16 protein-coding genes are annotated in these 23,744 nt (G+C 42.4%); 15 read left to right on the forward strand and 1 reads right to left on the reverse strand.

The window, feature by feature from the left end:
- Positions 1-15: 15 nt before the first annotated feature.
- The 10 genes from EHW67_RS02265 to EHW67_RS02310 all read left to right on the forward strand — a co-directional run bounded on the left by EHW67_RS02265 (position 16) and on the right by EHW67_RS02310 (position 15,967).
- Positions 16-1,782 (forward strand): SusD/RagB family nutrient-binding outer membrane lipoprotein, encoded by a 1,767-nt coding sequence (locus EHW67_RS02265; RefSeq protein WP_126160716.1) that lies wholly within the window; start codon positions 16-18, stop codon positions 1,780-1,782.
- Between the two features lie 201 nt (positions 1,783-1,983).
- Complete coding sequence (locus EHW67_RS02270) at positions 1,984-4,797, forward strand: NPCBM/NEW2 domain-containing protein (RefSeq protein WP_202911896.1); 2,814 nt, start codon at positions 1,984-1,986, stop codon at positions 4,795-4,797.
- A 17-nt stretch (positions 4,798-4,814) separates the two neighbouring features.
- Positions 4,815-7,112 (forward strand): glycosyl hydrolase family 95 catalytic domain-containing protein, encoded by a 2,298-nt coding sequence (locus EHW67_RS02275; protein ID WP_126160717.1) that lies wholly within the window; start codon positions 4,815-4,817, stop codon positions 7,110-7,112.
- 96 nt (positions 7,113-7,208) lie between these two features.
- On the forward strand, positions 7,209-9,059 hold the full coding sequence (locus EHW67_RS02280; RefSeq protein ID WP_126160718.1) for a right-handed parallel beta-helix repeat-containing protein: 1,851 nt from the start codon (positions 7,209-7,211) through the stop codon (positions 9,057-9,059).
- Positions 9,060-9,405: 346 nt separating this feature from the next.
- Positions 9,406-10,638 carry a Gfo/Idh/MocA family protein gene (locus tag EHW67_RS02285; RefSeq protein WP_126160719.1) on the forward strand — a complete coding sequence of 411 codons (1,233 nt, stop codon included), beginning with the start codon at positions 9,406-9,408 and terminating at the stop codon, positions 10,636-10,638.
- Between the two features lie 1,357 nt (positions 10,639-11,995).
- The gene (locus EHW67_RS02290; RefSeq protein WP_126160720.1) at positions 11,996-12,904 is read left to right on the forward strand and encodes an alpha/beta hydrolase; all 909 of its coding nucleotides are present in this window, start codon (positions 11,996-11,998) and stop codon (positions 12,902-12,904) included.
- Between the two features lie 144 nt (positions 12,905-13,048).
- Positions 13,049-13,483: a thioredoxin family protein gene (locus EHW67_RS02295; protein ID WP_126160721.1), complete on the forward strand. Its 435-nt coding sequence runs from the start codon at positions 13,049-13,051 to the stop codon at positions 13,481-13,483.
- Positions 13,480-14,469 (forward strand): FAD:protein FMN transferase, encoded by a 990-nt coding sequence (locus EHW67_RS02300; protein ID WP_238389822.1) that lies wholly within the window; start codon positions 13,480-13,482, stop codon positions 14,467-14,469. Before EHW67_RS02295 ends, EHW67_RS02300 begins: the two co-directional genes overlap by 4 nt.
- Before the next feature lie 3 nt (positions 14,470-14,472).
- Positions 14,473-14,682, forward strand: coding sequence for a DUF4266 domain-containing protein (locus EHW67_RS02305; RefSeq protein WP_126160722.1), 210 nt, complete (start codon positions 14,473-14,475; stop codon positions 14,680-14,682).
- Between the two features lie 7 nt (positions 14,683-14,689).
- Entirely contained in the window at positions 14,690-15,967 is a 1,278-nt protein-coding gene (locus EHW67_RS02310; RefSeq protein WP_126160723.1) for a DUF3570 domain-containing protein, read from the forward strand.
- 207 nt (positions 15,968-16,174) lie between these two features.
- Here EHW67_RS02310 and EHW67_RS02315 read toward each other — a convergent pair whose 3' ends face one another.
- Positions 16,175-19,201, reverse strand: a complete 3,027-nt coding sequence (locus EHW67_RS02315) for an aminotransferase class III-fold pyridoxal phosphate-dependent enzyme (RefSeq protein ID WP_126160724.1) — start codon at positions 19,199-19,201, stop codon at positions 16,175-16,177.
- A 534-nt stretch (positions 19,202-19,735) separates the two neighbouring features.
- On the opposite strand from EHW67_RS02315, the gene EHW67_RS20290 reads away from it, so the two are divergent.
- The 5 genes from EHW67_RS20290 (at position 19,736) to EHW67_RS02335 (ending at position 23,716) form a co-directional block, all read left to right on the forward strand.
- Positions 19,736-19,897 carry a hypothetical protein gene (locus EHW67_RS20290; RefSeq protein ID WP_158285054.1) on the forward strand — a complete coding sequence of 54 codons (162 nt, stop codon included), beginning with the start codon at positions 19,736-19,738 and terminating at the stop codon, positions 19,895-19,897.
- Between the two features lie 31 nt (positions 19,898-19,928).
- Positions 19,929-20,963 (forward strand): dihydrodipicolinate synthase family protein, encoded by a 1,035-nt coding sequence (locus EHW67_RS02320; protein WP_158285055.1) that lies wholly within the window; start codon positions 19,929-19,931, stop codon positions 20,961-20,963.
- A 201-nt stretch (positions 20,964-21,164) separates the two neighbouring features.
- Positions 21,165-21,527, forward strand: coding sequence for a hypothetical protein (locus EHW67_RS02325; RefSeq protein ID WP_126160726.1), 363 nt, complete (start codon positions 21,165-21,167; stop codon positions 21,525-21,527).
- A 154-nt stretch (positions 21,528-21,681) separates the two neighbouring features.
- On the forward strand, positions 21,682-21,885 hold the full coding sequence (locus EHW67_RS02330) for a hypothetical protein (protein ID WP_126160727.1): 204 nt from the start codon (positions 21,682-21,684) through the stop codon (positions 21,883-21,885).
- A gap of 19 nt (positions 21,886-21,904) precedes the next feature.
- Positions 21,905-23,716: a prolyl oligopeptidase family serine peptidase gene (locus EHW67_RS02335; RefSeq protein ID WP_126160728.1), complete on the forward strand. Its 1,812-nt coding sequence runs from the start codon at positions 21,905-21,907 to the stop codon at positions 23,714-23,716.
- Positions 23,717-23,744: the final 28 nt, after the last annotated feature.

A 23,744-nucleotide genomic window follows, 5' to 3' on the forward strand; every position in this document is an offset into this window, starting at 1 on the left:
CAGAAAATTTCAAACATGAAAAAAGTATTATATATAATAATTGGCCTGGTACTATTTACCGGCTGCGACGATGATTTCGCAGAAATTAATACGAATCCCGACATAGGGGTGCCACCACCTGAAACTTTCTTCACCTATGTACAAAAGGAAATGGTAACCTATAAGAACGGCGGCGAATGGTATCATGAAAACCATCAAAAAATGACCTGGGCACAATACCTTGTTCAAGGGAAGGCCAATGATAGCGATATCAACACTATTTTACCCGGTAGTAAATACAGTAGCTTCTATGTGAAAATATTGAACCATTTAACAGAGATGAGACTGCAAATTTCAGAGCTGTCCGATGAAGAACAAAAGTTCTATCAAAAAATGGTAGCGGCATCCGATGTAATGCAGGCCTTTTTTGCCCTAAGGGTTACGGATCAATATGGGGATATCCCCTACTCTGAGGCCGCCATTGGTCGTAGGGAAGGTAAATTAGACCCTAATTACGACAAACAGGAGGCTGTACTAAACCAACTACTGGATGAATTGGACGCTGCTATTGCCAAAATGGACGAAAATATTGATAGCAATTATGATTTTTCTTCCAATGACATTGTATACCAAGGGGATGTTACCAAATGGATAAAATGTGCCAATGCGGTGAAGTTGAGAATTGCTACACGCCTTTTAAGCCAGAACGAGTCCAAAGCCTCGGAAATTATCAATAGTGTAGTTTCCGATGGAAGGTTATTTGAAAGCGAGGACGACCAATTTACCTTTGATTTAGGAGGAACCTACCGTGGAGCTCCAGGTGCCGGTTTTGAATGGAAAGGTGTAATGTGGGCGGCAGAACCCATGGTAGAATTTATGAAAACAACGGCCGATCCTAGGTTGAGAATATTCTATGAACCCAATGGATACACTCAAGAAACTATTGATGCCTTTGCCGATCCCTCAGAAATATCACCCGCTGTAGATATAGACAACGACAATGAGGTACTGTATACCACTGCCGATGGAGAGGATATTTTGGGTTATCGCTTTATAGGGCTACCAGCCTATAGAAACAACCCCAATATAGGTGTACCAGATTACTATTTGTACGCCGACCAACCCAATACGGTAGGATCCAATGCTACTATGTTGTCCAAATACAACAGAAGACTACTTCAGGAATGCAATTTTCGCTATGGCGGATTACCTCAGCCCGAAGGCAATTATGTAGATGTAATGATATCCTATTCCGAAGTATGCTTAATGATGTCTGAATTTATCTTAAAAGGATACATCTCGGGCGATGCCTCCGACTGGTACAGAAAAGGTATGGAATCATCATTGAGAACCTATAATATGCTAGGTGAAAAGCAGGACTTGATTATGCGCGTAGCCAATAAGGAGTATCCCTATTTACCTATAAGCGAAGATGAAATAACCAACTATTTGGACAATTCTTCCTTAGCACTGAACGGAACAGATGACCTTGAAAAGGTGTACATACAACAATTCTTGAATTTTTACCGCCTCCCAGAGGAGGGATGGATTCTCTCCATGCGTACAGGATATCCACAATATGGTTCTTCCTTATTGGCAAGATCTGCAACAGATGATCCAGAAATACCATTCCCAAGGAGAATCCCTTCACCGGAACCTGGTGACCTAAATGTTGCCAAATGGCTACAGGCCAATGAAGACCAAGGGTTTACAAGCCCTAGGGATGAAACACCCAGTGTTCTTAATTCACAACGCCTTTGGTGGGACCAAAACAATCCCACTATAGGTAGTGGTGGAAATTAAATAATAATAAAAATCCCCCATCCAAATGGTTGGCCGACACTGTTGGTCAACCATTTTTTAGATATAAAAACCCGCTAAACACATTCCTTGACAAGGTAAAAGCTTGCGCAAATTGCACTTTCGCGGCATGACGTATTCTAGAAACATAGCTATATTAGCCCTACCTTTAAAACCACTAAACAACAGATTACCCCCCTAATAATGAAATACTTACTAAAAACACAACTCCCTTTACTTCTTTTGATTGGTATGGTTATCAATGGCCAACAATCACAAGAAGGCCATCTTCTCCTTTCCCAATTGGAGATAGAAAATACCGACCAACCTTGGTGGCCGGCCACTAAGAACAAAGCTATTACCAATGCCCCCATAAAGATTGCCGGCAATCCCTATAAACACGGTATTGGCACCCTGTCTGGCAGTAGACTTTTCTTTTTCCTGGACGGTAGAAGCTCAGATTTTAAATGCCATGTTGGGATCCAGGACAAACAAGACCCAGCAGAAAACGTCCAATTTAATGTCCTCAGTGATGGTTCTAAATTATTCTACACCCAACAGCAGGGCGAAAAAACCTTTGTGGGTATAGCCAACACAAAAAATAATATTGGTAAGGGCAGTGTTAGATTCATCATAAAAGGCGATGGAAAAACCCTGTGGAAAAGCAAAAAAATTACTGGGGGCCAGAAACCACAGCCGGTTAAAATAGACCTTAGCGGCATTCAAGTTTTGGAATTAAGCGTTGAGGACAACGGCGACGGTATTTCAGGGGACCATGCAATATGGGCCCAACCCACCGTTACATATACCAGTTTTAAACCACAACTGGTAGATGCCAATTATCTAAACAAACTAAAAACTGTTGATAAAAATTTCACCAATAAGATCAAGCCCCTAGTGCAGGAGCTCCCCATGGGCCAGGGCGAATATGTGCAGGGAACTAAGGCCGATTGGTTGGTAAATGACATAAACCTGCCCTCCAAGGTCTATCAACAGGCCAATGGTAAGGAAATTGTAATTTCCAATGGCTTGGTCAGTAGAACTTTCCGACTCACCCCAAATTGTGCAACGGTGGGTTTTACCAACCTAACAACAGCTGAGACCTTACTTAGAGGGGTTGGCCCTGAAGCAACCATCACCCTAGATGGTGATGAGTATGTGGTAGGTGGCTTGGACGGACAAATTGAGTACGGCTATATGAAAGAAGAATGGCTGGAGCAGATGTGGAGTCCGCCCAATTCCTTTCAACTCAGCAATTTCACAGTTGGCACCATAAAAAAACGTATAAATTGGCCCAATAAAAGATGGTCCTCCCAACCCAAGGGCCCCATAAAAGGAAAGCATATTGGTTTTGATTATACACATCCAAAATACCCTGACCTAGCGGTAACCGTTCACTACGAAATTTATGATGGAATTCCATTGATAAGCAAATGGATAACACTTAAAAACAACGGACAAAAAGCGGTTGTATTAAACAGTTTTAAAAGTGAAATCCTGGCCATGGTGGAGGCGGAAAGCGCCGTTGAAAAACAAAAGGGTTGGGAGACGCCCAACATTCATGTTGAAAGCGATTACGCTTTTCATTCCATGTCCATGAAAAATGCCAATAAAGTAGTGCATTGGGAAAAAGATCCACGCTACACCTCACAGGCCAGTTACCTATTATCTACCCCCTGTTTGTTGGAGTGCAAATTGCCTATTGGCCCTAATAAAACCCTTGATGCAAATGGAACTTTCCAATCCTTTCGGGTATGGGAGATGCCCTTTGACAGCCATGACAAACAACGCAAGGCCCTGTATACAAATGCCATGTATGCCAAAATTGCACCTTGGGTAACAGAAAATCCGTTGTTCTTACATTTAACCACCACCGACGATGACAAAGTTAAGGCTGCCATTGACCAATGTGCAGAAACCGGCTATGAAATGGTGATTTTAAGTTTTGGTAGCGGCCTTAACATGGAAGACCTGTCCAAAAGCAATATAGAGAAGTTTAAGGCCCTTGCAGATTATGCCCATTCCAAGGGCATAGAACTTGGCGGATATTCCCTTTTATCCAGTAGGTGGATCAGTGAAGAGGTAGACGTAATTAATCCTGAAACCGGAAAGAGGGGCGGCGTAATACACGGCAGCTCGCCCTGCCTTAACAGTCAATGGGGAATAGATTATTTTGAAAAATTAAGGACCTTCTTTAGTAAAACAGGTTTCGATTTGTTGGAACATGACGGCTCCTACCCAGGACAACTATGCGCCTCCACCTCGCATATAGGACACAAAGGACTTGAAGATTCCCAATGGAAATCTTGGAAACGAATAACCGATTTTTACAAATGGTGCAATGAAAATGGTATTTCTTTAAACATCCCGGATTGGTATTATCTAAGTGGAAGCACCAAAAATGGGATTGGTTATCGTGAAGTAAATTGGTCCTTACCTAGGGAACGACAATTGGTTCTTGGCAGGCAAAATATGTACGATGGCACTTATGACCGACTCCCCAGTATGAGTTGGACATTTGTTCCACTTACAGAATATCATGGCGGGGGTGCTGCGGCAACCATAGAACCTTTGGACACCCATTTGGGGGCTTATAAGGCCCATATGATCCAAAATTATGGCATGGGACTACAGGCCTGCTACAGAGGGCCGCGATTGTACGATACGGAAAAAACAAAAGCCACCGTTATAGAGGTTGTAGCCTGGTACAAAAAATACCGAGATATCTTGAATTCGCCCATTATCCATTTAAAAAGAGCCAATGGCCGGGAGATTGATGGAATAATGCATATAAATCCAGCATTACAAGAAAAGGGATTGGCTCTATTCTTTAACCCCACCAATAAAACCCTCACCCAGACCATTAACCTGCCGCTTTACTATACCGGACACAGTAAAAAGGTGCAGATAAGTGAGAAAGACAAAGAGAAGGTAGAATATGAACTGGCCAGGGATTACTTGGTGGAGTTGGAAGTGCAAATTCCCCCCAATGACAGTACTTGGTTTGTAATTTATTAAACATAAAAACAGGACTTATGAAAACCAAAACCGTATATCTATTAACTATTTTTTTCAGTTTATGGAGTTGTGTATCGGAACGGGAATTTCAGGAATTGGACGCCATTCCCAATTTCAAGCTCCATTTCAATCAACTGGCCTCCTCTTGGGACGAAGCCGTACCTTTGGGCAATGCCACCATTGGGGCCCTGGTATGGCAAAGGGAGGGCAAACTCCGATTTTCTTTGGACAGAGCCGATCTGTGGGACCTCCGGCCAATGGAAAACCTGGACTTTAAAAAATACGGGTTTAATTGGGTAAAGGAACAATGGGAAAAAGACAGCTATCAAAAAGTCCAAGAACGCTATGACGTTCCCTATGACCAATTACCGGCACCCTCCAAAATTCCCGGGGCAGCCCTGGAGTTTGACATCAGCGGACTAGGGACAGTAGAATCGGTAGAATTAGACATAGCCACCGCCATTTGCACCGTAAAATGGGAGAATGGCGCCCAGCTAAAAACCTTTGTACATGCCACAGAACCAATAGGATGGTATAGCTTTGAAAATATAAGCAGCGATCTTACCCCTATTATAATTCCACCAGCCTATGTTTCCCTTCAGCAGGCTACGGATAACGACCCAGTAACCGGACAGGACCTAAGGCGGCTGGAATATGACGGAGGCCGGGTTACCCATAAAGACAACTCTATCACCTACGATCAACCCGGATGGTCCGATTTTAAATTCCAGGTACACACCCAATGGAATCCCAGCCCTACAGGGCTAAAAGGCAGTTGGAGTATTAGTTCCAAGACTTCGGAAGGAAAAACCCAAGAATCAGCAAAACAGTTGGTAACGGAATCCCTCCGCCAGGGCATTGTTCCCGCACTGCAAAGTCACAAGGATTGGTGGACTGCTTTTTGGAAGCAATCCACCATAAGCGTACCAGATCCCATATTGCAGAACCAATGGTATATGGAAATATATAAATTGGGCTCGGCAGCTAGAAAAGGAGCACCCCCAATTTCCCTGCAAAGTGTTTGGACGGCCGACAATGGAAAGCTACCCCCTTGGAAAGGGGATTATCATCACGACCTCAATACGCAACTTAGCTATTGGCCCACCTATTCTGGAAATCATCTAGATTTGGAACAGGGGTTTATAGACTGGCTGATACAGAACAAACCCACCTTTAAAAAGTATACCAAGGAATTCTATGGTACTAACGGACTTAACGTACCAGGGGTAACCACCTTGAACGGAGACCCAATGGGCGGCTGGATCCAATATTCCTTTGGCCCAACCGTAGGGGCTTGGCTGGGGCAGCATTTTTATCTGCATTGGCGCTATTCCATGGATCGCGATTTTTTAAAGAATGAGGCTTATCCGTGGATCAAGGAGGTTGCCATCCATTTTAACGAATTGAATGTTTTGGGTGAGGATGGCAAACGAAAACTCCCCTTGAGCTCCAGCCCTGAAATACACAATAATTCCCGTGAGGCCTGGTTTGGCGATATGACCAATTTTGATCTGGCATTGATTAAATGGACCTATTCCCATGCGGCAGAGCTGGCCTTGGAACTTGGACTTAAGAAAGAAGCAGACCTATGGGAAGCTGCCTTAAAAGAATGGCCAGACTATGCCGTGGATAAAACCGGGCTAATGTTTTCCCCCAGTCTGCCCTATAATGAATCGCACCGCCACTTCTCCCATTTAATGGCCATACATCCCTTAGGTTTAATAGACGCCTCAAACAGCTCCAAGGATAAAGAGCTCATAGATAAAACCATTGCCAATTTGGACGCAACCGGTACAAGTCAATGGGTAGGATATTCCTTTAGCTGGCTGGCCAATGTCAAAGCTAGGGCCTTTGACGGTGAAGGAGCCGCAAAAGCCTTATCCGATTTTGCCACTTCCTTTGTGCTGCCCAATAGTTTTCATGTCAACGGTGATCAATCCGGAACAGGTAAATCCAATTTCACCTATAGGCCCTTCACCCTGGAGGGTAATTTTGCCTTCGCCTCAGGACTACAGGAAATGCTTATACAAAGCCATACTGGAACCGTACATCTTTTTCCAGCCATCCCCAAAGAATGGGAAAATGTAGGGTTTGGTCAATTACGCACAGAAGGTGCCTTTCTAGTATCGGCACAAAAAGAAGAAGGTATAGTTAAATGGGTAAAGATATATGCCGAAAAAGGTGGGGAAATCCGACTGAAAAATCCATTTCAAAACAAAGATATATTCCATGACGATACTATAACCCATAGCTGGGATGCCGACACACTGATCATACAAACCCATCCTGGGCAAGAAATAAACCTTAGCCCCTAAGATCAATGTAATGGGATGATGATAAGGATAAAAATAGTTATTGTAATTTGTACCTAGATTGGATAATAACCACATTTTGTAAACACCAAACCCAGTATGCGAACAACCAGCTTTCTAAAAATAATCGTCCCAATTTTTATCTTTATATGGAATAACCCTTGTACAGCACAGCAATCAAAGGACATCTATGTTTCACCATTGGGTTCCGACAGCAATTCTGGAACGAAGGGCAGCCCCTATAAAACCCTATATAAGGTCATTGAGCGTTTGGGATCCTTGGAGGCCTATAATCAAAATAAGATTATAGTATGGTTACAGGATGGCACCTATAGGATTAGGAAACCCATAACCATAGACCTCAACATAAAGCACCATAAGGTACCGGTTGAATTTAAGTCGGTCCCAGGTTCAAAACCTATTATTTCCGGATCGGAAACCATAAACAACTGGACGTACCAGGGAGAGGGCGTGTGGGTCTCCACGCTTCCCGAACATTTAGGCCATTTCCGCGAGCTATTTGTACAGGGCAAGCGTTCTATTAGAGCCAGGCATCCAAACAAAGGATACAATAGAGTGCAAAAGGTTGGGGCCGACAGGCGAACCAATTTTACTTATAATCCCAGTGATTTTCCCCTCCCCAATAATCCGGAACAAGTAGAACTTGTTGTATTGCACGATTGGTCCATCACCCGAATCCCGGTAAGTGACATAGCCGTGGAGAGTCGCACTATTAGCGCGGTGGATTGGATAGGGGCCAAAGGTTTGGATTTCTTTAATCTTGATCATTGGGAACCTAATCCACGTTATTACCTTGAAAATGCACTCGAATTTTTGGATGTGGAATATGAATGGTATTTGGATAATGTAGCCTCCAAAATTTATTTAAAATTACCAAGGGACTCGGATCCTTCACAACTTACCATAGAGGTGCCCTTGGCAGAATCCTTATTGCTTGTGGAGGGAAGCGAAAAGCATCCCATTTCCAATATAAGTTTCGAAGGGATTCAATTTAAACATTGCAGGTATAACCTCCCCAATAAAATCTATGCAGGGATCCAGGCTACCCATTTTGACACCCAGCGAGGAAAAAAAGAATGGGCGGTAGTGCCAGCTGCCGTACAGACCAGCTGGGCCAACAATATTTCATTTACCAACTGTGAATTTACCTCTTTAGGGGGAGGGGGCATATGGCTAGGAACCGGAAGTAAGAATTGCAGCATCAAAAACAGCAGTTTATGGGATATTTCCGGGAATGGCATAATGATAGGTGAAGGACGGGACAGATTGGTTAACGGGAAACCGTGGTGGAAAATAGCAACGGAACAAGCTGCTCTAGGTAACAGGGTGCAAGACTGTAAAATATGGGATTGCGGGCTACAATTTTACGGTGCGGTGGGCATATGGTGTGGACTCACTGCAGAAACCGAACTAAGGTACAATGAAATTTACAATCTGCCCTATACCGGGATTTCCATAGGTTGGATGTGGAGCCCCGAAGCTACCCCCTGCCGGGACAATATTATAGCAAACAACCATATTCATCATGTAATGCAAAAGCTTAGTGACGGAGGAGGTATTTATATGCTGGGCCTACAGCCGGGAAGTAAATTGCTCAACAACCATATTCATGATATTTCTGTCAATGCGGGCAGGGCGGAAAGCAATGGGATGTTTCTGGATGAAGGCACCAAAGATGTTCTGGTCAAAGGCAACCTTATCTATAATATTGCCAAGTCTCCCTTACGTTTTCACAGGGCTTCAACCAACATGGTAAAAAACAATCATCTATTTACAAATGGCAGCACCCCTGGCGTTGCCTATAACAATACCCTACCAGAAAATATCCATCAGGAAGGAAACCGTGAAATTAGCACGGATGACCCCAATTATAAAGTTGCCTTAAAAAAAGCGGTATCCAAACACACCCCTACCCCTAAGAAACCATAACAAAACCAGGGTCTTAGCATGTAAAACATAGTCCATAACCCTTGCATATAGGCGAATATTATGTTGGTTTATACATAACTTTTAACGTTATTTATATACCAATAGTAAACCAAAAAAAAAACCAAACTCCTAAGAACCACATAATGCCAAAAGTAAAACAGCTGTTCTTTAACCCCTTTATGCTTTTCCTTGGACTTAGTTCCCTCGCACAACAACCTGAAAACCACAACAATCCAGAGTCAAAAATGAAATGAATTAAGGGCTAGAAAAAGCAAATAGCTTACAAAACTCTGGATGAGGATGGGAGCTGGTTTATTTACACACGAAATTAAAATAATATAAGGTTATGAAAACAATAAAAAATGGCATCGCTGCCAATCCCGATAGAAGAAAGTTTTTAGGCACGGCATTACTGGGAAGCAGCGCCCTGGCCTTAGCCCCTCATTTTGCTTTCGCCAACATACCTGCAGTGGATAAAAAGGTCAGGATCGGTATTGTTGGAGGAAGGTTTGGTGCCAGTTTTTATTTCCATGAACACCCCAATTGCATTGTAGAAGCAGTAAGTGATTTACGTGCCGATCGCCGTGACCGTCTTATGAAGGTATATGCCTGCAAAAAAAGTTATGAATCCTTGGATAAATTGCTGAAGGACCCCAAAATCGAAGCCGTTTTTATTGCCACTCCAGCCCCAGACCATGCTGCCCATGTTTTGGCAAGCCTAAACGCAGGAAAGCATGTTTTGTGTGCTGTACCGGCAGCCTGGACCTTGGAGGAATGTTATGAATTAAGAGAGGCGGTGAACCGCACTGGACTTACTTATATGATGGCCGAAACCAGCGTTTATAGACAGGCTACCATATCGGTTAAAAAGTTTTATAAGGAAGGAGCTTTCGGGAAGGTGTTCAGTGCCGCAGCCGAATATAATCATCCAGGACTGGAGGAACTATATTTTGAGGATGGCAAGGCCACTTGGAGACATGGGGTGCCACCTATGTTATATCCTACACATTGTACTTCTTTCTTAATTTCCGTAACAGGGGAACGGCTAACCCAAGTTACCGCTATGGGTTGGGGGGATGACAGTCCATTATTGCAAAACAATCCATACAATAACCCTTTCTGGAACGAAACAGCCTTTTTCAAGACCAACAAAGGAACACCTTTTCGTGTAGAAGTGAACTGGAAAGGAGCTCTACGTGAAGTTGAAAGGGGAGAATGGCGAGGTGATAAAATGAGTTTTTATATGTCTGAGCATGGAGGAGGGGATTCCACTCTGGTATGGGCTTCCAACGAAATTGGAAAGGATGACGCAGGTTTTAAAAACAAAAAAAGTAGGGTAGAAAAATATGATCAGCCTCTTTGGTGGAAGACCGATATGTTACCTGCAGCACTTAGACATGGTAGTGGACATGATGGTTCCCATTCGTTTATAACCCATGAGTTTATTGATGCTATTGTAAACAACCGCGACCCAGAAATCAATATTCATGAATCCTTGGCTTATACGGCACCAGGGATTGTTGCGCATAAATCTGCCTTAAAGGGAGGTGAATCTATGAATATCCCTAGTTTTGACTAGTATACACAAGCCATAATAATCTTAAAGCATAAGATATAATCGGCCAACATCATTAATGACAAATCAATAAACGGATTATATTATGATCAAGCCTAATTATTTTGTTTATGTCAAAATTCTTATTAATCTGTAAAAGAAGAATTTATAAATACCAAATGCTTTCATTTTACTCAAGTGGGCTTTAATGCTTTTTATCGGTTTTAGTGAATCTTCGATTTAGCTACGCTGAATCTTCGATTTTCCCCATAAGGTGAAATGACTGTGGAGGTCACTTCGACAGAGTCCCTTTTTTGGGACGACGAGAAGTCGCACATATAATGGTTTTGGTCACGGCACATTTTTTGGGTTATTGGAAGAAGCAGAGAGGGAGTACCAAAGCCGTTCTCGATACAAAATGGCATACGCCATTTCACTCGAACCGACGGCTACACAAACCATCATAACCTTTAGAGTAAGAGCTCCTTCCCCTGATCAGGTCTATCCCGCTTTTTCCGCGGGAGGACAAGGTGGATCTTCAGAAATCGGCTGAGGAAACGGAAGGGGTGCAGCCTATTGATACGGAAATAGGTCTATTTAAAGAAGTCTATCATACATATTTACATTTACTCAATAGTTTACAATTCGTATGAAATGACTGGGGGAGTCACTTCAACAGCGTCCCTTTTTAGGACTACGAGAAGTCGCACATATAATGGTTTTGTTCACGGCATATTTTTTAATCGATTATATCAGTAACCCTATTCACACTTTTAATGTTTCGGAATAGCTACTTAGGTGATCTAGTTCAAGACATTTCTATTTTACGGGTATTGGTGAAACTGCATAATAGCTAGTTGTGTGATTTCTCCCTCTGGTCGAAATGACAGCCGTAGTCACTTCTACAGATTCCCTTTTAGGACTCCCGATGATTATTGGGAGAGAAGTCGCACAGACCTGGCTGCAACTTCCTGTATGATAAAATTGTTGATGGTTTTCCAAAAGGTAAATCAAGGACATAAGGTATTTTAACATTTGTATTGCATACAATCATTGCCGTCTCCTTCGCTAGAACGCAGGATCCTCCTTCCCTTAACCAAGGGAAGGAGCCTAATCCTGAAAGAATGCCTCCATTAGCATATTTGGCATTCCAACAAAAACACAAACCACTCTTAATCAATTGCTTATAAAACTTTAAATAACTATTAAATATCAATATGATATATTTAATAACCTAAAAGCATCAATAATAGATACCTTTTAACAGAAAAGTCGATTTTAAAAACTCATTTTTAGGCTATAATAAGCTTGAAAAACATTAAACCTTCTTGTTCCACTATATTTTCTATCTTTAACCGTATCAACCTATTCAAAATTAAAAATGAAACCATTTATTTTCCTTATCACCCTATTTCTCTCTATGACCACTTACGCCCAAAACACTGTACTCCCACTTTGGCCCAACAACATACCCAACTCTATCAAAACAGATGAAAAAGAGGAAGTTGTTAGTAAGGACATTGTACGGATAGCCAAGGTTCAGGTTCCGCAGATAGAAGTATATCTACCTGCAAAAAAAATAGCTACCGGCCAGGCCGTTTTAATTTTCCCCGGAGGTGGCTATGGCATTCTGGCCTATGATTGGGAAGGGATCGACTTTGCAAAATTACTGAACGCAAAGGGTATTGCAGGAATTGTGGTTAAATACAGACTGCCCAATTCCAAATCGGTAACCGAAAAACACAAGGTGCCTTTACAAGATGCGCAACGTGCCATTAGAACGGTAAGGCAGAATGCAGCGGAATGGAATATTGATTCCAACAACATTGGAATAATAGGCTTTTCGGCAGGCGGGCATTTGGCTTCTACCCTGGGAACACATTATAATGAGGAGGTATATGCCAAACAGGATGCTATAGACCAACTTAGTGCCAGACCAGATTTTATGACCCTGGCCTATCCCGTTATTACAATGGGGGACTTAAATACCCATGGTGGTTCCAGAAAGAACTTACTGGGTGAAAACCCTTCCCAAAAAATGCTGGATCATTTTTCCAACGAATTACAGGTTACTGCCGATACCCCACCCACATTTTTGGTACATGCCTCTGATGATCAAGGAGTACCGGTAGAAAATAGCCTTCTATTCTATACTGCTTTGTTAAAACATAAAGTGCCCGCAGCCATGCATATCTATCCCTCTGGAGGACACGGATTTGCCCTAGGATTACAGGATTCCCATTTGGCTACATGGACCGATCAATGGATAGGTTGGATGAATAGCCTATAAACACCCCAAGTAAGGAATTTTAGTGCGCATATATAACAGCGTGTAGTAAATAGTAAGGAATTATCTAATAAGCGACAATTATAACAGGCCTTTATATCACGGCTTTATAAAAAACCATCATTTTTAACGCTAAAACATCCGGGAATGAAGAAGTGGATTTTAATTATGGGGTTGATGTTTTCAAGTCTTATAACTGCTCAAAAATGGGAAACCAATTGGCAGGCCGCAGCTACATTGGCCAAGCAAAATCAACAAAATATTCTGCTGGTTTTTTCGGGTTCCGATTGGTGTGCCCCCTGTATTAAATTGGATAAGAGCATTTGGCAATCCCCTGAATTTATAGATTACGCCAAAAACCATTGGACCATGCTCAGAGCAGATTTCCCCAGAAAGAAAGCGAATCAACTCCCGGATGAGCAAAGGAATACAAACGCCCAACTTGCAGATAAGTACAATAAAAATGGCTATTTCCCACTGGTATTGCTACTGGACCCCAACGGCCAAGTATTGGGCCAAACCGGTTATAAAAATATTTCCGTAAAGGAATATATTGCACTGTTAAAATCGTTCGAAGGTTGAAAAACCCACTATTGATAGCAATTATTTTTTTAATCCCAAGTTTCGTTCTTGCGCAGGAGATAGCACATAGACGAACCACAAAACTAATGGGGAGTAGGTTTGATTTTACCATAGTTGCAAAGGACCAAGTTACTGCTGATTCCTATATAGATATGGCCATCCAAGAAATCAACAGGATTGAAACGTTGATTTCCTCATGGATTCCTAGCTCACAGACCTCAGATATTAATCTAAATGCCGGGATTAAACCTGTTAGGGTTGATCAAGAATTACTAGAACTTATTGAGCGGTGCATCACCGTCTCCAGAATAACGGACGGTGCCTTTGATATCACCTATGCCTCCATAGACAAGGTATGGAAATATGACGATAGTATGACCCAAATACCTTCTAAAGGAGCTATACAAAATTCCGTTGCCAAGATAGGTTACCAGCACATTGTGCTGGATAAGAAGGCACAGACCGTATTTTTAAAACAAAAAGGTATGAGAATAGGTTTCGGGGCCATTGGCAAAGGATTTGCCGCAGATAAGGTGAGAAGTATGCTAAAAGCCGAAGGTGTTAAATCAGGAATTATCAATGCCTCGGGCGACCTCACCACTTGGGGGAAACAACCCGATGGAACGGATTGGATGGTTGGCATTACCAACCCCCTAAACAAAGACAATATATTCTCCTGGTTCCCGGTAGTCAACGCGGCAGTTGCCACCTCTGGCAATTACGAAAAATACGTCACCTTCAACGGGGTGAAATACAGCCATATTATTGATCCACGGACCGGTTATCCCTCCACAGGCATACTAAGTGTCACTATTTTTGCCCCTAGTGCGGAATTGTGCGATGCCCTGGCGACTTCTGTTTTTATTACTGGAACGGAAACGGGCCTTAACACCATAAACCAAATTAAAGGAGTGGAATGTATTGTTATAGATGATAAAAATCAGATCCACACTTCCAAAAACATTGAACTTAACAAAACCCAATAGCTTATGCGACAATTAATTATACTCATTATGGCCGTTTTATCACTATCCTCTTGTGTTGCGGTAAGGGAATATGACAAGGTATACCTGAACGATGAAGAAATGAGCTTGACATCCAAAAGCTTGGAGCGGTTTGAAACCAATTTTCATATATATAGGGAGGCAGCTGCCGGGGCCAACGGCGGAAAAACAGGGGGTGGATGTGGTTGTAATTAAAATAAACATGAAGAGAATAGGTTTTATATTGGTTTTTGGATTGATTTCATTGGCAGGATTTTCCCAAGGAAACAATCAGGAATATGTTAAGAAAGTTTTGGAAACCCCCGAAGTGGAGCTTCTCTATAGCTATTATTCCCAGGACGGGGACAATGCGGCCGTAAGCGGAGGGGAGGGTACAGAAAAACTTACCGATATGACCCCTACCATTATAGTGAGCATCCCTGTAGGAGAGGACAATACCCTTACTTTGGATGCAGGAATATCTGCCTATACCTCGGCCTCATCGAGCAATGTAAACCCTTTTGACGGTAGCAAAACTGCTAGTCCATGGATAGAATCATCAGGAGCTTCAAGAAGTGATGCCCTCACCTATGTTCACCCCACCTTTACCCATAGTTCCAAAGACCGGAACAACATCCTTAGTGCCAATATTGCTGTGTCTGCAGAATACGATTACTTTTCCTTGGGCTTCGGAGGAGGATATACCCACCTCATGAACCAAAAAAATACAGAACTAGGCATTAGTGGGCAAGTATATCTGGACACCTATAAGCCCCAATACCCCATAGAACTTCGCGAGGGCTTTTTTGACAATCGAATTACCGGATCAGGTACTTATTCGCCCCTATTTAATGAGTTTAACGACCTCAATAGAAACTCCTATTCCCTATCCCTAAATTTTTCCCAGGTTATCACTAAACGCTTCCAGGCATCCCTTTCCTTGGATCTGGTATTACAGCAAGGCCTACTGTCTACCCCGCACCAAAGAGTCTATCTGCAGGATAGGGGCGACTTCTTTATAGAGGACTTTCAGTTGGCAGACAACGTGGAAATAGTACCCACAAGCAGATTTAAATTGCCCATTGGTGGCAGGCTGTCCTACTTCCTCAATGACCTAATGATTCTTCGCACTTATTTTAGGTATTACTATGACGATTGGGGCATTACTGCATACACCGGAAGTTTGGAAATCCCTATAAAGATATCGGACAAATTTACGGTGTATCCTATGTACCGCTATTATACGCAGTCGGCTGCCGATTATTTTTACGCCAAGGAAACGGCATTATCCACCTACGAATATTATACGTCTGACTATGACTTGTCCGAATTTAATAGCAACCAATACGGTTTTGGCATTACCTATAAGGATATTTTTACCCAATCCAAGGTATGGAAATTCGGTCTAAAAAGCATTAGTTTTAGGTTTAACCAATACGAGAGAACTACCGGATTAAGTGCCAGTATATTTGAACTGGGTGCCAAGTTTGTGATGGATTAAGTTTATAGGATTGACGGTAACAATTTTGAATAATCCCTATTAATCATACTACAATGTCTCCTAGAGCCTACCGATAGGCATGGGCAGTTGAGAGGTTATGGGTTGTTGTATGTTCAGGTTGTGGTCTCGTCTCCGCTTGACCTGACAAACCTCGACTTCACTATTAGAATAGCATTATTTAATTTATAGAAGATACTGAACAACCCGTTAAACTTTCATAAAATCTTCGGCCAAAATTTTTCTAAGATAAAAAATGAGTTCCTCGGCATTCCCTTGGCTAAAGACCATAGGAGGTTTTATTTTAAGAACATTGTGGTCTGGCCCATCTGTACTCATTAGGATACCGTGCTCTTTTATGCGGTTGGCCAAATAAGTAGTCTGTTCTGCCAAAGGCTCCATTTTTTCATTCACCAGCTCTATCCCCAAGAAAAGACCTTGACCCCTAACGTCCCCAATAATTGGGAAATCCAATGCCAAGGAAATTAGCTCCTTCTTCAAAAAAGTCCCTACTGCCAAGGCGTGGGCTTGTAACTTTTCACGCTTCACCACCCTCAATACCTCGGTCCCTATGGCACAGGATACCGGATTACCACCAAAGGTGTTAAAATACTCCATGCCGTTGGCAAATTTTTTCGCCACTTCAGGGGTGCAAACCACCGCGGCCAAAGGATGTCCGTTACCCAGTGGTTTACCTATGGTTACAATATCTGGCACCACCTTATGAAGCTGAAAGCCCCAAAATGTTTTGCCCATTCGGCCGCAGCCCACCTGCACCTCATCGGAAATGCATAAGCCTCCTGCCGTCCTAACATACTCATATGCCGCTGCCAAAAAACCTTCAGGCAACTCTATCTGTCCGCCGCAACTAATAATGGGCTCAATGATGAACCCCCCTAATCCTCTTCCCTTGGCATGTATATTGTCTATCTGTTTTTTAACCTCCCCAGCATATGGTGCCCCTGCATCTTCCCCTCTATATTTTCCCCTGAACGCATCGGGCAGTGGAAAAATATGGGTGTGCTCCGGAGCTCCCTGTCCGCCCTTGCCATCAAACTTATACGAACTAATATCGATACACATATTGGTATTACCATGATAGCCCACCTCCGAGGCAATTATATCCTTTTCCCCAGTGGCTGCTTTCACCATCCGTATTGCCAACTCATTGGCCTCACTACCCGAATTCACAAAATGAAAAACACTTAATTGTGGCGGCAAGGTCTCTAACAGCTCCCTGGCCAAGGCATTGATATTTTCATGCAGGTAGCGACTATTGGTATTGATCAATGCCATTTGCTGCTGTCCGGCCTCTACTACAGCAGCATGTTCATGTCCTACATGGGCCACATTGTTTACCGTATCCAAATATTTCCTACCGTACTGATCCATTAGGTACTGTCCTGCACCCCTAACCATTTTAATAGGCACTTTATATTGCAGGCTCAGCCCCTTGCCCAAGTGTTGTTTTCTAAAAGCGATAATTTCCTCATTGCTCACTGTGTGCTTCCCTAATAAGCCCTTTGCCTTAAACAGTAAATTGGGATCTGGACAAAGGCTCTTCCACACCTTTAATTGATTAAAATACCCTACTCCAGGAAAATCAGTCCTATAATCGAGCATGGATAGCATAACCTGAAAATGCAGATGTGGCACCCAATTACCGTTATCGGGCCAATCTCCCAATACCCCAATAAGGTCGCCGGCCTTTAAACGGGCACCTAACTTATGCCGGGTGGCACTGTCCACCGATAAGTGTCCGTAAAGCGTATAGAATTCCAATCCATCCTCCTGATGGCGCAAAATTACCAGTCCGCCGTACTCCTTATCCCCCGCGTCTTTTACAGCGGTAACTACCTCCCCTTCAAAAAGGGCATGCACCGGGGTAGCCGCTGGCAACCAAAAATCGACACCCAAATGAATACTCCTACTCTCACGCCCCTGGTTGCCTATTTTATCATAAGAAGAGGTGATATAAATGGGCCTAGGCTCCATATATCCTCCAGCCAATAATTTATTGGGGTGTTCCCCTTGAAGTGCATTAAGCTTGTACTGAAAAAAATCCAAGTTGTTAAAATCCTTTGCATGGCCTAACCAACTACTGGAAACACTTAAATCTACCCTTTGAACCTCATTAAGCCCAATACTGGGGAAGAGCTTTCCAATAGAAATGCTTTGCCTTTGGGACCAAAGCTTAAATTTTTTCTCAGCGGGATGGGCCGTAAAACCACAGGCTGCCCTAAAACTATAATGTGCAAAATCTGCGTTTATATCCTTCCATTTCCGCAATAACTCCCAGGCAGGTTTTTCACTGATCAACAGATAGCTATTGTCTGGCTCCTCCTTTTTATTAATGGCCGACTTGGTTACCGATATCACCAAACGCATAGCAATAGCCATATAGAGGTATTCCAATTCCCTTTCCTGCAAGGGAAATACCTTGTGATACCCGCTTACAATGGGCAGTGCAGCCTCCAAGGGGTCATTGTGCCCCATGATGGCATAGGCACAGGCAATGGCCACATCATTAATGATCTGGGTATATACGGCATCCCCAAAATCTATAACCGACACCACACTGGGTTTTATCAGGTCTTGGGAAACAATTATATTGTTATCATTGGCATCATTGTGCACTACGGCCTTCCTTAAACCAGAATATTGGGGCTGTGCCTGGATGAATTCTTGCTGAAAAAATGAAATAATCTCTTTCTGCCAAACCTTAAAAAGCTGTAAATGGTCAAGGGTCCAACTGGCTTGGGCAATATCCCAATCCAAGCCGCGGTCTGCCATTGGATGCTGAAAACCCAGCAGTGCCTTGGTCAATTGTCCGCAATACTCCCCCAAACCATATCGCAAATCCTCCAACTGTGGATTTACATCACTCCAAATCCTCCCACTAATCCAAGACAAGAGTCTCACCATCCTTGTCTGTCCACTACGGTCCTCAAATTGGGAAATGGAATTTCCTTCTTTATCCGGGATGGTTAAAGGGGAGCTAATGCCTTTGGCGTGTATGGCGACATATTGCAATAGATGCTGTTGGAAATCAAGGTACTCCTTGTTCTCATCAGGGCGCGATATTTTTAGAATATAGGCTTCGCCATTTGTCCCGCTTATCTTAAAATTAAAATCGATTTCCCCAGGGAGCTTTTTGGCGCTACCTTGAACATTATAGTTCTCCAGGGCAATGGTTACAGCCTCATCTGCTGTGATCTGAATCCTTTTGTAATCCATAAAACTCATTCTTTTACGCCTATAGATACTTTGAAAAATAAGCTCGCTACCAAAATAAGGATATTATGTTTATCAGCTCTATACAAGGAACAAGAAGCAATGGTCCAAGGCCTGCCTAACACCCCCAAAAGGAAAGTTAGAACAATCCAACTTATTGCTTGCATTCCAATATTAATTGGATTTCGCAATCCTATAAATAATAGGCTCCAATTTACAATACAGCAGCATAACAAGTCATTTCATAAAAAAGCCGAAGACCTCGTTCCTCCTAAAGACCACACTTTTTATTTAGTCATTATTCCATCCCCAGCACCACAGCCCTTTCCTACCCAGTTATTTCTAAACTCGCCTTGCGGGCGACCCAATTCTTAAAAAGAAAAATTTACGACTAAACAATTAATCTATAAGATTACACAGGTAATTGGCAAAATTCTATGTATTATTTTAAAAACCAATCAATAATTTTGAATAATCATTAATAAAATGAAATACTGACTATGCTATAATTTACTTCAGCAGTATAAAAATAACCACATGAAATCATTGCTGTTTCCGGTTGGGTTTATGCAGTATACAAATAAAATAGTAGCCATAATGATCACTGGAGTTATAGCTGATGATATTCAAGCGCCGCTACCGGAAACTACAGACACAGAGAACCGTGACCGGATTAGAGAGGCTTGTGGCTTGGCATAAACAGGATAAAGCATTAAACAACAATAAACCCATGAATTGGACTCGCAGAAAATTTTTAAATGCCGGAATAATGACCACCTTAGGTGGTGTTTGGTTAAGTAGCGGCTTTGAAAAACTATCTTTTTTTACAACTGAAAACAAGTTGCCGGGAGGATTTTGGCCCGTAATGATGACTCCCTATAAGGAGGACCTGACCATTGATTATGACGGGCTAAAGCGATTAATTAGGTGGTATGAAGATTCTGGTGCCACAGGCCTGTTTGCCAATTGTGGTTCAAGTGAAATGTACGACCTCAATAATCAAGAACGTATAGCACTGACCAAGTTTGTGGTAGAGAACAGCAAACTCCCTGTTGTATCTACAGGAACCTTTTCTGACCAAATAGGGGAAAATATAGATTTTATAAAAAAAATCCATGCTACGGGAGTGCAGGCGGTTGTACTTATACCATCGGTAATGGTCCGTAAAGATGAAAACAATATGGCTTTACTGCATTCTTTTGAAAACATCATGAAAGAGACCGGGGATATCCCTCTGGGCATTTATGAATGTCCATCACCCTATAAGCGATTAATAGGTCCGGATATATTGGATCAACTACAAAAAACCGGTCGCTTCCTATACTTTAAAGATACCACCTGCGACGCGGAGTTGGTGGCCCAAAAAATAGCCATAGCCTCCAATTCCGATTTAGGAATATACAATGCCCACTCGCCAGATGTATTACATTCCATAAGACATGGTGGGGCAGGTATGTCCTGTATAGCAGGCAACTTTTATCCGGAACTCTTCTCTTATCTCTGGCGTAACGGTCGCCACAAAGAAGCATCCGCATCCGTAAAAAAAGTGAACGATTTTATACTTTCCAACAAATCGGTCATCGGGAAAAAATACGCCATCGGAGCCAAATATTTTATGAACTTAAGAGGCCTTGACCTAAGGGTAAACAGCCGAAAAAATGTTTCTGCCTTGGACGATGGGGATAAAGCGCGTTTAGATACCCTTTGGAAAGGGCTTACTGCCTTGGGCAAGGAGGTTGACATAGATATAGTGAACTACAATTGAGTAGATTCCATTCCCTAATCATTTAAGTGAGTTACTGTTATTGTCTGTAAAGGCATTATCGGCAACCATCCTACAGTAGGTACTCTTATTTTAAGAATTTTTGAAATCGATTTAAGAAAATCTTAAGATGGTCATTTTCTGGAGATTTGCTATTTTTAGCCCGTAAAAATAATTAAACAATTAAAAAATACCAGTAAAACTATGAAATCAACATTTATCTTACTTTCTTTTTTATTGTCGGTAGGTCTGGCACAAGCCAACAACGACCCAATTTTGGAGGATATAAAAGTGGGATCCGAATTGGTAATTGGTGCCCCATCTTCCAATTCCTACATGCACATTAAATTACCAAGAAAAAATTTCATCATTAAAAAAGGCGGAATTGCAAATTACAAGAGCATCACAAAAAAGACTGTGGTTATTTCTGAGATGAATGAATTGCCAGACGGTACCGTTGAAGTATACCTAAAACGTAAAAATGGCAAATTGTTCTTCAACAGCCACAGACGCATTAAGGCAGAACTAAAACAAGCCTTAACCGCTGAAGAACTGATAAAGCGCTAATGATGTAAACGTTTTAAACCAATCCCAATCCGGACTTTCCGGAGTTGTGGAATATTCTTAAAAGAGAGCCGCTTGTAATTTAGCGGCTCTTTTATTTTTTTAAAGGGGAAACCTACTAATAAGATTTAAAATTGTTATACAAATTGAAAGATCCTTGAACTACCATCGGCCCATTATCCCTCAATTCAACAAACAGTTACAGTTAATACGTCGCTGTAAAACCGTTATTCCCAAAACAACAACACTGAACCAAAACAAACCCAAAGAATACTTGAAAATTGATTATATTGCCCATAGTGCTTCCCTGCTATCCCATTTTAACAATGCCATAGCCCAAGGTTGCACTACCATTACGTAAACCGAGATAAAAACCAACCATGCCCATTGCCAATAGAATACCTTCCAGAGTACTTTCGCTGATTTGTCTATTATTTATAAATGTTGCCCTTGCCCAGAACCAAGCCATACCCCTATGGCCAGAGGGTGCCCCTGGAGCCATTGAAAATACCGATTACATAGAAGAATATGCTTATGATGCCCTAGGAGCGCTCAGGGGAATTAGTAAAATATCCCAGCCTACCCTAACCCCTTTTCTGGCAGATACTGCCCTTAGCAAGGGTACGGCAGTAATCATATGTCCTGGCGGCGGATATTCACATTTGGCCATCAATAAGGAGGGATATAAGGTTGCAAAGTGGTTCAATACCCTTGGCATATCGGCCTTTGTACTAAAATACCGTATGCCTACAGATCTTACAATGGACGATAAAACCATAGGCCCCTTACAGGACGTACAGGAAGCCATTCGCATGGTACGTCGAAATTCAGAAAAATGGCATATTTCTGCCGATAAAATTGGGGTTATGGGCTTTTCGGCCGGGGGGCATTTGGCCTCCACCCTGTCTACACATTACGATGACAAAACCTATATCCCAAAAGACCAAACCTCAGCCAAACCAGATTTTTCCATACTTGTTTATCCGGTAATATCAATGTTGGAAGGAACCACCCATAACGGTTCCAAGAAAAATTTACTGGGAGAGAATCCTTCCCAAAAATCCATTAACAAATATTCCAATGCCAAACAGGTAACCCACTCAACACCTCCGGCCTTTTTGGTGCATGCGACTGATGACAAAGCGGTTCCCGTAGAAAACAGTATAGAATATTACTTGGCCTTAAAACAGCACAAGGTTTCCGCAGAAATGCATGTATATGAAAAAGGGGGACATGGTTTTGGCCTGGGTGTTTTTGGGACCCATGCCCATTGGCCCGAAGACTTAAAACAATGGTTGTTGGCCAATAAACTTATACATGATGACGAGGTGTACCTATTTTCTTTTTTTAAAGGCAATGGGGAAGACGGACTCCATCTGGCCTATAGCGAGGATGGCTACACTTGGGAAGCTCTAAAGAACAACGGCTCCTTTTTAACACCAAAGGTGGGCAAGGACAAATTAATGCGTGACCCCTGTATTATTAAGGGCGGTGACGGACGCTACCATATGGTATGGACCGTAAGTTGGACGGATAAGGGGATTGGTTATGCCTCCTCCAAAGACCTCATCAACTGGTCCCCTCAACAATTTATTCCGGTCATGGGGCATGAAAAGAACGCCAGGAATACTTGGGCCCCGGAAATCACCTACGACCCAAGCAACCAACAATATATGATTTATTGGGCCAGTACCATTGAAGGTCGGTTTACTGAAACAAAGAGCACAAAAGAAAATAAATACAGCCACCGAATGTATTATACCCTTACTAGCGATTTTAAAGAGTTTACGGATACCCAACTGCTTTATAATCCCGGCTTTAATGTTATAGACTCCAGCATAAAGAAAGTAGGGGACCGCTATATTATGTTCCTAAAGGATGAAACCCTGGAACCAGCGGAAAAAAATATAAAAATAGCCTTTAGCGATGCACTAAGCGGACCCTATTCTGAAGCTAGTGTCCCCATTACGGGCGATTATTGGGCGGAAGGTCCCACCGCCATAAAGATCAACGGAAAATGGGTGGTGTATTTTGACAAATATGTTGATAAGCAATTTGGTGCCGTCTCCTCTGGAGATCTAAAAAACTGGACCGATATATCAGAGCAAATAACATTCCCAAAGGGAACAAGACATGGAACGGTAATAAAGGTTCCCAGAGAAGTATTAGATGGTTTAAAAGCAGTAAAGTGATAGGTGAACATTGTATAAAACATTGCCC

The sequence above is a fragment of the Arenibacter aquaticus genome (assembly GCF_003957295.1).
Taxonomy (GTDB): domain Bacteria; phylum Bacteroidota; class Bacteroidia; order Flavobacteriales; family Flavobacteriaceae; genus Arenibacter; species Arenibacter aquaticus.